We start from the raw sequence: 13,626 nt of genomic DNA, 5'->3' as shown, positions 1-13,626 counted from the left end.
TCACCTTGAAGAATAAATCACCTCATCCCAGTGCGCCCAAGGCCAGGAAGAACCCAGCAATGGTCGCCGACATCAGATTCGATAGTGTACCTGCCAACACCGCTTTGAGGCCGAAGCGAGCAATATCGTGGCGTCGGCTCGGCGCGATGCTGCCCAGCCCGCCGAGCAGGATGGCGATCGACGAGAGGTTGGCAAAGCCGCACAGGGCGAACGAGAGAATCGCCATGGTATGGGCACTCATCGCCTCGCCGGTGGCGGCCACCACCTGCTCGCCGTCGAGGTAAGGCGCCAGATTGATGTAGGCCACGAACTCGTTGACCACCAGCTTCTGGCCGATGAAGGAGCCGGCGAGCGTCGCCTCCTCCCAGGGCACGCCGAGCAGAAAGGCCAACGGCGCGAACAGCCAACCGAGGATCCACTCCAGGCTCAGCGCCTCGAAACCGAACCACCCGCCGATGCCCCCCAGCATGCCGTTGATCAGGGCGATCAGGCCAATGAAGGCGAGCAGCATGGCACCGACGTTGGCAGCCAGCTTGAGGCCCGAGGTGGCCCCCGTGGCAGCGGCATCGAGCACGTTACTGGGGCGGTCTTCGTCGTGTTGCCGCTCCTCTTCGACCTTGGAGACGCTATCTTCGGGCTCGTCCGTTTCGGGCATGATCAGCTTGGCGAACAGCAAGCCCCCCGGGGCGGCCATGAAGGAAGCGGCCACCAGGTACTCCATGGGCACCCCCATGGCAGCGTAGCCGGCCAGCACCGAGCCGGCCACCGAGGCCAGCCCGCCGCACATGACCGCAAACAGCTGGGAGGAAGTCATGCGCGCGATGAAGGGGCGAACCACCAGCGGCGCCTCGGTCTGACCGACGAAGATGTTGGCCGTCGCCGACAGCGATTCGGTACGCGAGGTACCCAGGGCCTTCTGCAGGGCGCCGCCGAGAATGCGGATCACCCACTGCATGATGCCCAGATAGTAGAGCACGGCGATCAGCGAGGAGAAGAAGATGATCACCGGCAGTACCTTGATGGCGAACACGAAGCCCACTTCATCGGCATCGGCCAGACCGGCGAAGAGGAATTCGATGCCGTCGTTGGCATAGGCGACCACTTGGCTGACCGCCGCCGATATGGTGTAGAGCACCGTTTGGCCGAACGGAACGTAGAGCACGAAGGCACCGATGCCGGCCTGAATGGCAAAGGCGCCGACCACCGTTCTCAGACGGATCGACTTGCGGTCGTAAGAGAAGATCAAGGCGATGGCGATCAGGGTCACCATCCCGACGAGGCTCATGATGAGGGTCATGGGAATCCCCTTTGCCTTACAGCAGGTTGAGCTTGAGGGTGTAAATCATGGCGTTCTGGTACTGGCCCGGTGCGCCCAGCTTTTCATCGGAATAGCGGTACTGCACGCCGGTGGTGATCCGATCATGGGGGTGCCACCATAGACTCAGCGCACCGTTGGTGCCAACGCTGTCGGCCTTGCCACCCACGTAGTTCTTCGCCAAGTAGTCGTCGTCGCGACCGAAGGTCTGTTCGTGCCAGTTGGTGACGCTGAATTCCTGGCCGAAGGCAGTGAAATCGTAGCCGGCCACCCAGCCGGCCATGAAGCCGTTCATGCCGGTATAGCCGTCGCTCTGCACCCTGGCCGCACCGAGAAAGGGCTTGAACCACAGGCCGCTCGCGAAGGTGTGGCGGTAGCCCAGGCCGAGGACCTGATCCTGTTCGCGGAGATCGTACCCGTAGTCGCGGAAGTCGTAGAGGTGAGCGTAGACCGAGAACGGCGATTCGCCGAGATAGAGGTGCGACGTCACCTTGCCGGCGGTGCGGAAGTTGTCCTTGCCGCCGCTGGCCTCGTCGAACTGGTCGTTGCCAGGGTTCTCGACATCGAAGAAGCCGTAGAACTCGCCCCATTCGTAGCCGAGCCCCCCCTCCAGCTCCAGGTAGAAGAAGTCGCTCTTGGCGGCGTTATCGGCGGTGCGTCGCTCGGTGCCGGAGGACCAGTCGAGGTAGTTGACGGAAACGTTGGCGAACGACCACTGGGGGGACGGAGCATCGGCGTTGGCGTGGGCAGCGGCGAGCAGTACGCCGGCACACGAGAGCGCGTGGGGAATCTTGCGTACGGAATTCATGGGGGCCTCGAGACGATTGTCATTGTTGGCGTCCCGGCCGGGCCGGGGGTGAATGCATGGCCTGTGCTAGCAGGCTAATGTGAAACCTATAACACGTGATGTTATTTTTCTAACATTTTTTGCCGCCATTCGCCGAATCGGCATCCACCCGCGGCTCCCGAGGCCCGCTCCGGTGCATGACGGTGGCATTTCGGCGGTGGCTGGCTCAGCATGGGAAGTGACGGAATGCGACACGATGAGGAGAGGCAGAGTCGATGAACGGTCGAAGCGCCACGCGCCTGGCTCGGCTAAAAGACGCCTTGTCCGGCGGTGGAACCATCCATCTCAGCGAGGCCGCCAGGCTGTGCGGCGTCTCGGAGATGACCGTGCGCCGCGACCTGGCAGCCAGCGAAGGGGCGCTCATGCTGATGGGTGGCCGCCTGGTCCGCACCGACGATCCGCGCTATGCCCCGGCCTATGACCTGGCGGTTCAGCAGGACAGTCACTATCCCGCCAAGCAACGTCTCTGCGCACGGGCCGCCGGGTTCATCGAACCCGGCGACACCCTGTTCATCGACTGCGGCACCACCCTGATGCCCCTCGTCGGCCAGCTCGCCGACAAGCCCGAGCTCACCGTGGTGACCTACGCGCTGAACGTGGCCAACGCGGTGAGTGGGCTGGAAGGCGTGCGCCTGGTGCTACTCGGGGGGCTCTACCACGACGTCTCGCAGACCTTCGCCGACGATGCCATGGGCGATGCCATCCGTCGCCTGGGCATCAACCGCGCCTTTCTATCGGCCGCTGGCGTACACGCCGAGCGCGGGGTGAGCTGCTTCCACTTCCACGAAGTGGCGCCGAAGCAGGCGGCCATCGCCAGCGCCGCCCAGCGCCTGCTGGTGGTGGACGAAAGCAAGCTCGGCGCGATCCGCCCCGCCTACTTCGCCCGGCTCAGCGACTTCGACGTGGTGATCACCGAAAGCGACGCCAAACTATCCACCGCGGCGGGAGAGCCTCGGCCTCGCATCGTTGCCGCCTGAGCGATGCCAGACGCGCCGAAGCCGGGCAATGCCCGGCTTCGTGGGTGGGTTCTGGCCGAGCGCAGCCAGTTTTCAGGAAGTGCTGGACAAATTGGCGAGCGAGATGAAGCGCAAGGCGCACGGAGCGCAGAACCGAGCGAAGCGACAAACAGCCGTAGGCTGGCCCCGAAGGGGCGAGAAGCCGAAGGCTGCGAGTCAACCGGAGCCTATGGGGTATAGGTGGGGATTCCGAGCACCGCGTAACGCAGCGATTCGCTCGCGCAGCCATTTGTACAGTGCTTCCTCAGCCACACTTGGACCAGCCACAACCCGCATAGCAGGTAGGGCAGCCATCCATCATGATCAGCTCGCCGCGACACTCGGGGCAGTGGCCGACCACGGTGGGGCCGTCGCTCTTGTCGCCACGCGCTTCGCTGCCGTCGATGGGGGATACGGTGCCGGCGGCAGGCGCATCGTCCTCCTCCTCGGCCGAAGGCTGCCAGGCGTGGCCGTGGGTCAGGCGGTGAGCGTAGCGGCGCACCAGCTCCTCCACCGGCACCTGGTTGCCGTCCTGGTCGAGGAAACCGCGGCGGTAGAGGATCTGCTGGATCGACCAGGCGATGGCCGCCACTTCGGAGTCGTGGAACATCGGCTTGCCCCAGCGGTTCATGCCGCAGCGCACCAGCCCCTTGTCCCAGGCCACCTTGCGCAGGTCGGCCACCGCCTGGGTGACATAGCCGCCACGCGCCGCCAGCGACAAGCTGCGCATGGTGGCGGTGATCCACTGGTGCTCGCTGGAGAGCTGGCCGGAGGGGAAGAAGAACTCCACCGGGCGCTCGATCACCACCCGCTTGCCGTCGAGCACGCCTTCCACGGGCATGAACGATACCAGCAGGTAGACCTTCTTGCGCCCCTCGGCACCGACGTAGGATATCTTCTCGGAGACGGCCTCGAGGGTGCCCTCCGGGCGCGAGGGAATGCGCACCGTGAGCGGGTTCTCATCGGCCAGCGGCGCCTCTTCCACGGCCTTCTTGACGCTGTAGGAGACGATCTTGGAGTTGATTTCGACGGCCATCAGGAGGCTCCTCCGGAAAATTGTTGAGTGGCGCAAAGCTTCCATCGCTCGGGGCTGATCCGGCAACGAGCCTGCGAGGAGGCGCTGTGAATACGTCCCTGTACGCTACCGACGACATCCATGACGTCGGACCTCCTCTTCGGCTCGTCCCCGGCGCCCCTCGCTACCGGCAATTGGGAGTACCCTGGCTCACCACTTACCATAGGTACCCTCCTTCAGCGCATCATAGAGGTTGGCCGCGTTGTGCTCCTCACCGTCGTAGATCACCTTCTCGTCGCCGGCGAGCTCGACGGTCTCGCCGTTCTCCAGCTCGAAGACGTAGGTGGTGTTCTTGAGATCGTCCTCGCGCACCAGCACGCCCTGGAAGGCCTCCGGATTGAAGCGGAAGGTGGTGCAGCCCTTGAGCTTGCTCTCGTAGGCGTCCAGATACAGATTCTTGAACTGCTCGAAGGGGAACTCGGTGGGCACGTTGACCGTCTTGGAGATCGCCGAGTCGACCCAGGTCTGCGCCGCGGCCTGCACCGCCACGTGCTGCTCTGGGGTCACCGCGTCGGCGGTGATGAAATAGTCGGGCAGATCGCTCTCCACCGCATCGGCAGCGATGAAGTGGCGGTAGGCGGCTAGCTCGAAGGAGACCACTTCCACCTGCTCCTTGGTCTTCTTGCCCGACTGGATGACATTGCGGAAGTAGCGGTGCGAGAACGACGGCTCGATGCCGTTCGACGCGTTGTTGCCCAGCGACAGCGAGATGGTGCCGGTCGGCGCGATGGAACTGTGATGGGTGAAACGCGCGCCGTGCTCGGCGAGTGCGGCGACCAGCTCCGGCTCCACCTCGGCGACCTTCTGCATGTAGCGGCTGTAGCGCGCATGCAGAATGCGGCCGGGCACCTTGTCGCCCACCTCGTAGCCGTCCTTCTTGAGCTCGGGCCGTTCGCGCAGCATCTTGGGCGTGATCGCGAAGTCCTCGCCGAGCACCGGGGCCATGCCCTTCTCGCGGGAGAGTTCGAGCGCCTGTTTCCAGCCTTCGATGGCCAGGTTGCGGCTCACCTCCTCGGTGAAGGCCAGCGACTCGGCCGAACCGTAGGGGATCTTGAGCATGGTCAGGGTGGAGCCCAGGCCGAGAAAGCCCATGCCGTGACGACGCTTGGCCTCGATCTCGCGGCGCTGGCCCTCGAGCGGCAGACCGCTGATCTCCACCACGTTGTCGAGCATGCGGGTGAAGATCGCCACCACCTTGCGGTAGCGCTCCCAGTCGAAGCGCGGCTTCTTGCCGAAGGGGTCGATGACGAAGCGGGTCAGGTTCACCGAGCCCAGCAGGCAGGCACCCTCCGGCGGCAGCGGCTGCTCGCCGCACGGGTTGGTGGCGCGGATCTCCTCGCAGAACCAGTTGTTGTTCATGCGGTTGACCTGGTCGATCAGGATGAAGCCCGGCTCGGCGTAGTCGTAGGTGGAGCGCATGATGGTGTCCCACAGCTCGCGCGCCTTGATCACCTCGACGATGCGGCAGGCCACGCGGCCCTCGTCGTCGACGGTGTAGCCCTCCTCGATCACCGGCCAGTCGCGATAGATGAGCTCGGAGGGTTCGACGTCGTCCTTCTCGCCAGCATGCAGCGGGAAGGCCAGCGGCCAGTCGGCGTCGGTCTTCACCGCTTCCATGAACTCGTCGGTGATCAGCAGCGAGAGGTTGAACTGGCGCAGGCGCCCCGCCTCGCGCTTGGCCTCGATGAACTGGCGCACGTCGGGATGGCCGACGTCGAAGGTGCCCATCTGGGCGCCGCGACGCCCCCCGGCGGAGGCCACCGTGAAGCACATCTTGTCGTAGATGTCCATGAATGCCAGCGGGCCGTTGGTGCCGGCACCGGCGCCGAACACGAAAGCGCCCTTGTGGCGCAGGGTGGAGAACTCGTAGCCGATGCCGCAGCCCGCCTTGAGGGTCATGCCGGCATCCACCACGGAGTCGAGGATGTCGTGCATGGAATCGCGGATGGTGCGCGACACCGTGCAGTTGATCAGGCTCACCGCCGGCTTGTAGGCCTCGGCGCCAGCGTTGGACATGATACGCCCGGCGGGGATGGCACCGTTCTCCAGCGCCCAGCGGAACTTGGGCAGCCACTCGTCGGCCTTGTCGCCTTCCACGGCGGCCAGGGCGCGCGCCACGCGATCCCAGGTCGCCGTCACGTCCTTGTCCACCGGCCGCCCGTGACGGTCCTTGAGACGATACTTGGAGTCCCAGATATCGCGCGAGGGTGCCTGCAGCGGCACCGCATTGGATGTCTTGACGGCCTTGGTGGAAGTGCTCATGTCGGGAAGTCTCCGCAAGCTCGAAAGTCGGTTCAGTCGTCGCGCCGCGCCAGGCGCTCGAGGCGCACCAGCCACTCACCCAGCCGGCCCTGGGCCAGGCCCTCTTCGCGGCTGTCCAGCAGGTTCTTGACCATCAGCCCCAGCTCGGTGTCGCCCTCGATCAGCAGCCGGCGCTGGAAGAACAGCGCGTCGGGATCCTCGCGGCGCGTGGCCAGGCACAGGAACTCTCGCCAGCCGCCGCGAATGGTCGCCTCGCCAGCTTCGCCGCACAGCACCAGGCGACCGTCGGCCAGCGAAAGGGTCAGCACCACGCCCAGATCCTCCACGGCGAGGGTGATGCGCCGTCCTTCCAGGGCGTCGAACTCGCCTTCGTCCAGAGGCTCGGCGAAGGTACGGTTGAGCACCGGCTCGATCACTCGGCGTTTGACCGGCAGGGGCACCCGCGGGTCGATGGCACGAATCAAACGGGTCGGGGCGGGGGGGCGTGGCAGCGACAGCGGCAGCATGGAAACTCTCCTCACTCGGCGTGCGAATCATTGGACCATTGACGGACGGCCCCATACTGCACGGGCCGACGAACCCTTCATCCTAGGTGGCTCGCCGTCACGGCGCACTGATATGCGTCAAGCCCTCTCCATTGCCCCCGACCGGGGCCTGCACACCATATATAGTCCATATCCGAGGTTCAAGCACCATATCTGGTTAACTTTTTGTATCTGCGCTTGCCTTTTGCCGGCACACTTGATCCACCTCCGTGCCCCACGGCGCCCCATCGCAGCGCCGCGGCATCGGAAGCGATGAATGAAGGGAATGCCGCGTGCCGGCTACTTGAGCCCCAGCCGATGCGCGAGCTTATGCAGGTTGCTGGCGTCCACCCCTAGCGTGCGGGCGGCGCGTGCCCAACTCCCGTCGCTCGCCGCCAGGGCTTGGCGAATGGCACGACGCTGAACCTGCTCCACCTGCTCGCGCAGCGGTCGCGCCGTCTGTGCAGGGGCCAGCGGCATTCCGGCAGCACCCAGCGCATCGCCACTCCGGGCAACCGGCAGATCGAGCGGGTCCGGCTCGAGGGTCACGATGTCGTCGCGACGCGCACCTCGCCCCAGCGCCTTGATGGCGGCGCGGCTGATCACGTGTTCCAGCTCGCGGACGTTGCCCGGCCAGGCGTAGGCGGTGAGTGCCTCCTCAGCCTCGGGCGAGAGACGCAGGCTGCGCACGCCGAGACGGGCGCGGTTGATCTCCAGGAAGTGGCCGGCCAGCACCAGGACATCGCTGCCCCGCTCACGCAACGGCGGGATTGCCACCGGGTAGACGGAGAGACGGTGGTAGAGGTCGGCACGGAAGCTGCCTTCGCGCACGGACTCGGCCAGGTGGCGGTTGGTGGCGGCAATGATGCGCACGTCGACCTGGCGCGGGGTGTCCTCACCGAGGCGCTGCACTTCGCCGTTCTGCAGCGCGCGCAGCAGCTTGGCCTGGATGCTCGGTGGCAGCTCGCCCACTTCGTCAAGAAACAGGGTGCCGCCGTCGGCGGCCTCGAAGCGCCCGGGCCGCTCTGCGGTCGCCCCGGAAAAGGCCCCTTTCACATGCCCGAACAGCTCGCTTTCGGCCAGCGACTCGGGCAGGGCGGCGCAGTTGACCTGCACCAGGGGCCGGTCGCGACGTGCCGAGCGCTGGTACAGCCGGCGCGCGAACAGCTCCTTGCCCACGCCGGTCTCGCCGGAGAGCAGCACCGGCAGATCGGATTCGGCCACCACGTCGAGCTCGCGCAGCAGCCGCTGCAGTACGGCGCTGTGGCCGAGGATCTCACCGCCATCGCCAGGCTCGACCCGAGCCACTTCGCCATGGTGCGCCATGCGCAGCGCACGCAGATCCCGCTCCAGTCGTGTCACCCGCACCGCCGCCTCGATCAGCAGCGCATAGCGCTCGAGAGCTTCGTGAGCGGCCTCGTCGAAGGTGCCGGCGACCAGAGCGTCGAGAGTCAACACCCCCCAGGGATCACCCTCCACGTATAGGCTGATGCCCATGCAGTCGTGCACGTGCAGCGGCTCGCCGGGATGCTGCTCGACCAGGCCATCGTAAGGGTCGGGCAGGTTCGAGTCGGGCGGAAAGACGGTGGTACGACGGCTGGCCAGAATGGTCGCCAGCCGCGGATGTCGAGCCACCTCGAAGCGCCGCCCCAGCGCCTCGCGCACCAACCCGTCCAGGGCGACCGGGGCCAGTACGCCATCCTGCAGGCGCAGCAAACACACGGCCCCGCAGTGGAAGCCTTCACGCAAGGTCCGCACCAGCCGCTGCAGGCGCACGGCGCTGGGCAGGTCGGCGGTGAGATCGGCCAGCAGGGTATCGACGAGCATGAGGCGTTGACTCTGGGACCGGTGAGGCCTCGGTGCCTCACCGTCGGCAGCGGTGGTTCGGGCGCTCAAACCGTACGCGAGTAGCGATTCTCCTCGGGCTTGAGATAGGCATCGAAGGCCATGGCCAGGTTGCGCATCATCAGCCGCCCGGCAGGCAGCACCTCGAGCGCGTCTTCGCGGATGGCGATCAGGCCATCGTCGGCCATCTCGGTCAACTGCTCGAGAGCCTCGGCGAAGGTGTCGCGGAAGACGATGTCATGGCGCCCCTCGATGTCGGCAAAGTCGACCCGACCATGGCACATCAGGGCGTTGATCACGTCGCGGCGCAGGCGGTCGTCGTCGTTGAGTCGGTAGCCTCGCATCACCGGCAGCCGGCCACTCTCGAGGCGGTGCTGGTACTGGGCGGTCTCCTTGACGTTCTGGCTGTAGGTGTCGCCGACCTTGCCGATGGCGGTGATCCCCAGCCCGATGATGTCGCAGTCGGCGTGGGTGGAGTAACCCTGAAAGTTACGCTGCAGGGTGCCATTCTCGCGGGCCAGGCTGAGTTCGTCGTCCGGCAGGGCGAAGTGATCCATGCCAATGTAGACGTAGCCGGCTTCGGTGAGACGATGAATGGTCAGTTCCAGCAGTTCCAGCTTGCGTTCGGGAGGCGGCATGTCCTCGGGACGAATCAGGCGCTGCGACTTGAACAGCTCCGGCAGATGGGCGTAGCTGTAAGTGGCGATGCGATCCGGGCGCAGGGCGATGATCTTGTCGAGGGTGGCGTCGAAGCTCGCCACCGTCTGCAGTGGCAGGCCGTAGATGAGGTCGACGCTTACCGACTGGAAGCCGGCCTCGCGGGCCGCCTCGACCAGCTCCACCACCTGCGCCTCGCTCTGTTCGCGGTTGACCGCCTTCTGTACCTCGGGGTCGAAGTCCTGCACACCGAAGCTCAGGCGGTTGAAACCCAGCGCATGCAGCTCGTGGATCTGGATGGGCGATACCGTGCGCGGGTCCACCTCGAGGGAGAACTCGCGCGCCTCGGGCGGCGCGAAATGGAAGGCGTCATCCAGCGCCGCCATCAGCTCGCCGAGCTGGGCATTGCTGAGATAGGTCGGGGTACCGCCACCCAGATGCAGCTGGGTCATGCGCCGCGAGTCGTCGAACAGCGCGCCCTGTACCTCGATCTCGCGCTCGAGCCAGGCCAGATACTCGGCGGCGCGGTCGGTGTTGTGGGTGATGATCTTGTTGCAGGCGCAGTAGTAGCACAGGCTCTTGCAGAAGGGAATGTGCACGTAGACCGACAGCGGCTTGGGCGAGGCGACCCGATTGCTGCGCTCGGCGGCGGCTCGATAGTCGTCCTCGGCGAAGGCCGTGTGAAACTGCGGCGCCGTGGGGTAAGACGTGTAGCGCGGCCCCGGCCGGTCGTACTTCTCTACCAGGGGGCGATTGAACAGCAGCTCGTCTTGCATGGTCGAAAACAGCCTCTTGAAAGGGTGGGCATGGACTGGCCATGGCCGCATGCCACCAGTATGCCATTGGCGAACCACATCGTCTCGGCCAGGCGCGCCTCTCTTGCTCGGGGTCAATTCATGACCGGACGCGGTGTCGGCAGCCGGCCGATCCAGTACCACAGCCGGCCGGCCACCAGCAGCCAGGCGAGGCTCCACGCCAGCGCCGCCCCCCACAGCACGCCCAGCCAGGCACTCCCGGTTTCCAGGGCCCACAGCCGCAGGATCGCCGCCGTGGCGAATAGCACGACCAACGGTAGCAGCGCCCACTCCCGCTCCGGGCGCTCCTTGGCGCGCAGGATCGCCTGACGCAACATTACCGTGCTGGCCAGTGTGCCCAAGGCGCCGATGGTGAAGGCATGCAGGGGAGCACTGTCGTGGGCCGGCAGCCACCAGGTGCGGGCCATCAGCAGCAGCCCCATGCTCAGCCAGGCGTAGCCGGCCATCAGCGCCAGCAGGTCGGGTCGCTCGCGGCACTGGGCCGGCCCCCAGCGATAGAGCCTCAGCAGCACCAGTCCTCCGGCGGCCAGCGCCAGCACGGCCGCCAGCGGCTGCAGCCGTGGCCACAGCATCAGGAAGGGCGCGGTCCCCAGCAGCAGGATCAACGCCGCCTCGATGCGCGGCTGAACGCCGGCTCCGGACTGGCCATGACGCCGTATCAGATAGCCATTCACCGCCGGGGCGATGATGCGCCCGCCCATGAAGGTCATCAACAGCACTAGCCACAACACGCTCTGGTGCATCAGTGGCGCCGTGGTGGGCATGTCGCCCAGGTAGCGCCAGGTGAGCGTCACCACGCCGAGCAGACAGATCAGCCCCAGCAGCGGCGAGAGAACGCGGTTGCGCCATTTCTTGGCGGCCATGAAGCGCGGAACCAGCAGACCGGCAACCCACAGCGCAAAGAGGCCATCGGCCAGCGTGGCGACATACATCAGTGGCCAGGCCAGCACCCCCAAACGCCCCACCGCCCACAGGGCGACCAACCCCGCCAGTCGACGACGTGGCAACGGACCCAGCAGGTAACCGGCGATCACCGCCAGAGCGAAGCCGAACACCAGCTCACGAGCATGCGCCGCCGGCGAGGCGAGCTGCGGCAGCACATCCAGCTGGTGATAGAGCGACAGTAGCGAGAGCGGCACCATGAGGGCCGCATGCAGCGCTGCCAGCGGGAAGAACCATCGCCAGGCCGGTAAGCGGTGTCCCGGAGGAGGACGCGATTTTGTCTTGCCTTCAAACATGCATATAAAATACTATTTAAGAGTCCTGCTGCCAATCGGGAGGCGCCATGATCGCCCAGATACCACGTTTCGGCTGGAGCCTGCTGGCCATCGTCAGTATCGGCCTGGGCGTGCTGGGGCTGCTGTTGCCCTTGCTGCCCACCACGCCCTTCCTGCTGATGGCGGCCTGGGCGGCGTCCAAGGGCTCACCACGCGTTGCCCGCTGGCTGTGGGAGCATCCGCGGCTCGGGCCCGTACTGCAGGCGTGGCAACGTGAACGCGCCGTGCCACGGCGCAGCAAATACCTGGCGCTGCTCCTGCTGCTCTCGAGCTGGGGGCTGCTGTGGGTTTCGGGCATGCCCGCCTGGGGGTTAACCAGCCTGGCATTACTGTTCGTCGGCGTGGCCATCTTCTTGCTGACGCGACCCGATGCCGCACCGTCACCTGGCGCCGAGGGTAAGTGGGTCGATGGTAGAATGTCACGCCCCCTGAACCATCAACCTTGATAAGCATCAAGGCTGTGCCGAGCTGGAAATTCTATGCGCCTGACCCGATTCACCGACTATTCGCTACGCGTGCTGATCTACCTGGCCGTCAAGGGCGACGAGCGCTCGACCATCACCGAGATCGCCGACACTTTCGATATCTCGCGCAACCACCTGATGAAGGTCGTGCAGGAACTCAGCCACAAGGGCTACATCACCGCCATCCGCGGCAAGAACGGAGGGCTGCTGCTCAATCGCGCCCCCGAAGACATTTCGCTTGGCACGCTGGTTCGCGACATGGAACACGAGCTGTCACTGGTAGAGTGCTTTCGTGATCACAACGACTGCATCATCACCCCGGCGTGCCGGCTCAAGCCGATCCTCAACGAGGCATTGGCGGCCTTTCTCGAGGTACTCGACCGCTATACCCTGGCGGACATGCTGGGCAGGCGCCAACCGCAGCTGGCCCAGCTGATGCAGATACCTACCACCGAGACATAAGAATTGCCAAGCAACGGGTTTGGCATATTATGGAGCCCGTCCTAGATGGGCCCTGCCCCTGCTGACTTCACCGTGAACTGCACATGAGGAGACGTTCGATGAACAAGCTGAGCACAGCCATTCTGGCAGGCGCCGCCGCCCTTGCCTTCACCACAACCGTCCAGGCAGAAGCGGACGGCGAGGCGGTCTACAACCAGGCCTGCATGGCCTGCCACATGACCGGAGCTGCCGACGCACCGATCAAGGGAGATGCCGACGCCTGGGCGCCGCGCATCGAAAAGGGCATGGAGACGCTTTACGATCACTCGCTCAATGGCTTCAACGCCATGCCGGCCAAAGGCGGCAACGCCAGCCTGAGCGACGAGGAAGTGAAGGCCGCCGTGGACTTCATGGTGGAAAATTCGCAGTAATAGCCCCTGACACGCCTCGCTTGGCAGACGCCCCGACCGGCACCCCCGGCCGGGGCGTTTCTCGTAAGGAAACGGGAGGGCCGCAATGCGCCCCTGACTTGGGGCCCAAGCCAGCCGATTACATGCCGCGCTGGATGTGCGAGCGGGCCAGCTGGTTGATGGTGGCCACGTCGACTTCCTCGAAAGCCAGCCGATGACCGCCATGCTCCTCCATGAACGCCTCGGCGTCGGCAGCGCTGGCAAAGGCGGCGAGCGTCGGCCCCATGGCACCCATCAGCGGCTGCTCGGTCACGTAGACGGCCGTATCGGCAGCGATATAGGCATCATCGGAGGGTGCATCCCACGCGGTCTGGCCCATATCGTGCACATAGGCCTGACGCAGCTGCGGAGGCGAGTCCGGCTGCAGCAGCCACACGAACAGATCCGACGTGGAACAGAACTTGAGCAGCCGGCCATCGCGCAGGCAAGCCTGCGCCTTGGGCCCGGCGAAACCGGCGATGAACATGCCACATACGGCACACTCGTCACCGTCGCCGATGGGCTGGGGCGAGCAGGCGACGTCCGCCTCCTCTTCAGCGCCGCAGCCTGCTAGAGCAGCCAGGGACACCCCGCCGACCACGAGGATGAAGCGACGCCGCGTCAGACGGGGCGCATCAGCCGGATTCGAATCACGCATGA

13 protein-coding genes are annotated in these 13,626 nt (G+C 65.6%); 4 read left to right on the top strand and 9 right to left on the bottom strand.

Annotated features, from left to right (window positions below):
* Positions 1–22: 22 nt before the first annotated feature.
* Positions 23–1,297 carry a NupC/NupG family nucleoside CNT transporter gene (locus GFD32_RS13720; RefSeq protein ID WP_163577174.1) on the bottom strand — a complete coding sequence of 425 codons (1,275 nt, stop codon included), beginning with the start codon at positions 1,295–1,297 and terminating at the stop codon, positions 23–25.
* A 16-nt stretch (positions 1,298–1,313) separates the two neighbouring features.
* A complete protein-coding gene (locus GFD32_RS13715; RefSeq protein ID WP_163577173.1) occupies positions 1,314–2,123 on the bottom strand; it encodes an outer membrane protein OmpK in 810 nt (269 codons plus the stop codon).
* Between the two features lie 254 nt (positions 2,124–2,377).
* On the opposite strand from GFD32_RS13715, the gene GFD32_RS13710 reads away from it, so the two are divergent.
* A complete protein-coding gene (locus GFD32_RS13710; protein ID WP_163577172.1) occupies positions 2,378–3,139 on the top strand; it encodes a DeoR/GlpR family DNA-binding transcription regulator in 762 nt (253 codons plus the stop codon).
* 283 nt (positions 3,140–3,422) lie between these two features.
* Here GFD32_RS13710 and GFD32_RS13705 read toward each other — a convergent pair whose 3' ends face one another.
* The 6 genes from GFD32_RS13705 to GFD32_RS13680 all read right to left on the bottom strand — a co-directional run bounded on the left by GFD32_RS13705 (position 3,423) and on the right by GFD32_RS13680 (position 11,573).
* Entirely contained in the window at positions 3,423–4,193 is a 771-nt protein-coding gene (locus GFD32_RS13705) for a ribonucleoside-diphosphate reductase (protein ID WP_163577171.1), read from the bottom strand.
* 189 nt (positions 4,194–4,382) lie between these two features.
* The gene (locus tag GFD32_RS13700) at positions 4,383–6,494 is read right to left on the bottom strand and encodes an adenosylcobalamin-dependent ribonucleoside-diphosphate reductase (protein ID WP_163577170.1); all 2,112 of its coding nucleotides are present in this window, start codon (positions 6,492–6,494) and stop codon (positions 4,383–4,385) included.
* Between the two features lie 32 nt (positions 6,495–6,526).
* A complete protein-coding gene (ubiT, locus tag GFD32_RS13695; protein WP_163577169.1) occupies positions 6,527–7,000 on the bottom strand; it encodes a ubiquinone anaerobic biosynthesis accessory factor UbiT in 474 nt (157 codons plus the stop codon).
* 318 nt (positions 7,001–7,318) lie between these two features.
* The gene (gene norR, locus GFD32_RS13690) at positions 7,319–8,845 is read right to left on the bottom strand and encodes a nitric oxide reductase transcriptional regulator NorR (protein WP_163577168.1); all 1,527 of its coding nucleotides are present in this window, start codon (positions 8,843–8,845) and stop codon (positions 7,319–7,321) included.
* Between the two features lie 65 nt (positions 8,846–8,910).
* A complete protein-coding gene (hemN, locus tag GFD32_RS13685; RefSeq protein ID WP_163577167.1) occupies positions 8,911–10,296 on the bottom strand; it encodes an oxygen-independent coproporphyrinogen III oxidase in 1,386 nt (461 codons plus the stop codon).
* A gap of 113 nt (positions 10,297–10,409) precedes the next feature.
* Positions 10,410–11,573, bottom strand: a complete 1,164-nt coding sequence (locus GFD32_RS13680; RefSeq protein ID WP_163577166.1) for an NnrS family protein — start codon at positions 11,571–11,573, stop codon at positions 10,410–10,412.
* Positions 11,574–11,620: 47 nt separating this feature from the next.
* Between GFD32_RS13680 and GFD32_RS13675 the strand changes: the two genes are divergently transcribed.
* The 3 genes from GFD32_RS13675 to GFD32_RS13665 all read left to right on the top strand — a co-directional run bounded on the left by GFD32_RS13675 (position 11,621) and on the right by GFD32_RS13665 (position 12,948).
* Positions 11,621–12,058: a DUF454 family protein gene (locus tag GFD32_RS13675; protein WP_163577165.1), complete on the top strand. Its 438-nt coding sequence runs from the start codon at positions 11,621–11,623 to the stop codon at positions 12,056–12,058.
* Positions 12,059–12,091: 33 nt separating this feature from the next.
* A complete protein-coding gene (locus GFD32_RS13670; protein WP_163577164.1) occupies positions 12,092–12,538 on the top strand; it encodes an Rrf2 family transcriptional regulator in 447 nt (148 codons plus the stop codon).
* Positions 12,539–12,636: 98 nt separating this feature from the next.
* Positions 12,637–12,948 (top strand): c-type cytochrome, encoded by a 312-nt coding sequence (locus tag GFD32_RS13665; RefSeq protein WP_240455659.1) that lies wholly within the window; start codon positions 12,637–12,639, stop codon positions 12,946–12,948.
* A 118-nt stretch (positions 12,949–13,066) separates the two neighbouring features.
* Here the strand turns inward: GFD32_RS13665 and GFD32_RS13660 are convergent, their stop codons facing one another.
* Positions 13,067–13,624, bottom strand: a complete 558-nt coding sequence (locus tag GFD32_RS13660; protein ID WP_163577162.1) for a nitrous oxide reductase accessory protein NosL — start codon at positions 13,622–13,624, stop codon at positions 13,067–13,069.
* Positions 13,625–13,626 lie beyond the last annotated feature (2 nt).

The sequence above is a fragment of the Halomonas faecis genome (assembly GCF_010993975.1).
In the GTDB taxonomy this organism is placed as follows: domain Bacteria; phylum Pseudomonadota; class Gammaproteobacteria; order Pseudomonadales; family Halomonadaceae; genus Halomonas; species Halomonas faecis.
This window is presented reverse-complemented; position numbering and strand designations above follow the sequence as displayed.

What these genes read in the sequence shown, in the direction of transcription:
- GFD32_RS13720 (WP_163577174.1), bottom strand. Translation starts at nt 1,297, where the DNA reads ATGACCCTCATCATGAGCCTCGTCGGGATGGTGACCCTGATCGCCATC.
- GFD32_RS13715 (WP_163577173.1), bottom strand. Translation starts at nt 2,123, where the DNA reads ATGAATTCCGTACGCAAGATTCCCCACGCGCTCTCGTGTGCCGGCGTA.
- GFD32_RS13710 (WP_163577172.1), top strand. Translation starts at nt 2,378, where the DNA reads ATGAACGGTCGAAGCGCCACGCGCCTGGCTCGGCTAAAAGACGCCTTG.
- GFD32_RS13705 (WP_163577171.1), bottom strand. Translation starts at nt 4,193, where the DNA reads ATGGCCGTCGAAATCAACTCCAAGATCGTCTCCTACAGCGTCAAGAAG.
- GFD32_RS13700 (WP_163577170.1), bottom strand. Translation starts at nt 6,494, where the DNA reads ATGAGCACTTCCACCAAGGCCGTCAAGACATCCAATGCGGTGCCGCTG.
- ubiT (WP_163577169.1), bottom strand. Translation starts at nt 7,000, where the DNA reads ATGCTGCCGCTGTCGCTGCCACGCCCCCCCGCCCCGACCCGTTTGATT.
- norR (WP_163577168.1), bottom strand. Translation starts at nt 8,845, where the DNA reads ATGCTCGTCGATACCCTGCTGGCCGATCTCACCGCCGACCTGCCCAGC.
- hemN (WP_163577167.1), bottom strand. Translation starts at nt 10,296, where the DNA reads ATGCAAGACGAGCTGCTGTTCAATCGCCCCCTGGTAGAGAAGTACGAC.
- GFD32_RS13680 (WP_163577166.1), bottom strand. Translation starts at nt 11,573, where the DNA reads ATGTTTGAAGGCAAGACAAAATCGCGTCCTCCTCCGGGACACCGCTTA.
- GFD32_RS13675 (WP_163577165.1), top strand. Translation starts at nt 11,621, where the DNA reads ATGATCGCCCAGATACCACGTTTCGGCTGGAGCCTGCTGGCCATCGTC.
- GFD32_RS13670 (WP_163577164.1), top strand. Translation starts at nt 12,092, where the DNA reads ATGCGCCTGACCCGATTCACCGACTATTCGCTACGCGTGCTGATCTAC.
- GFD32_RS13665 (WP_240455659.1), top strand. Translation starts at nt 12,637, where the DNA reads ATGAACAAGCTGAGCACAGCCATTCTGGCAGGCGCCGCCGCCCTTGCC.
- GFD32_RS13660 (WP_163577162.1), bottom strand. Translation starts at nt 13,624, where the DNA reads ATGCGTGATTCGAATCCGGCTGATGCGCCCCGTCTGACGCGGCGTCGC.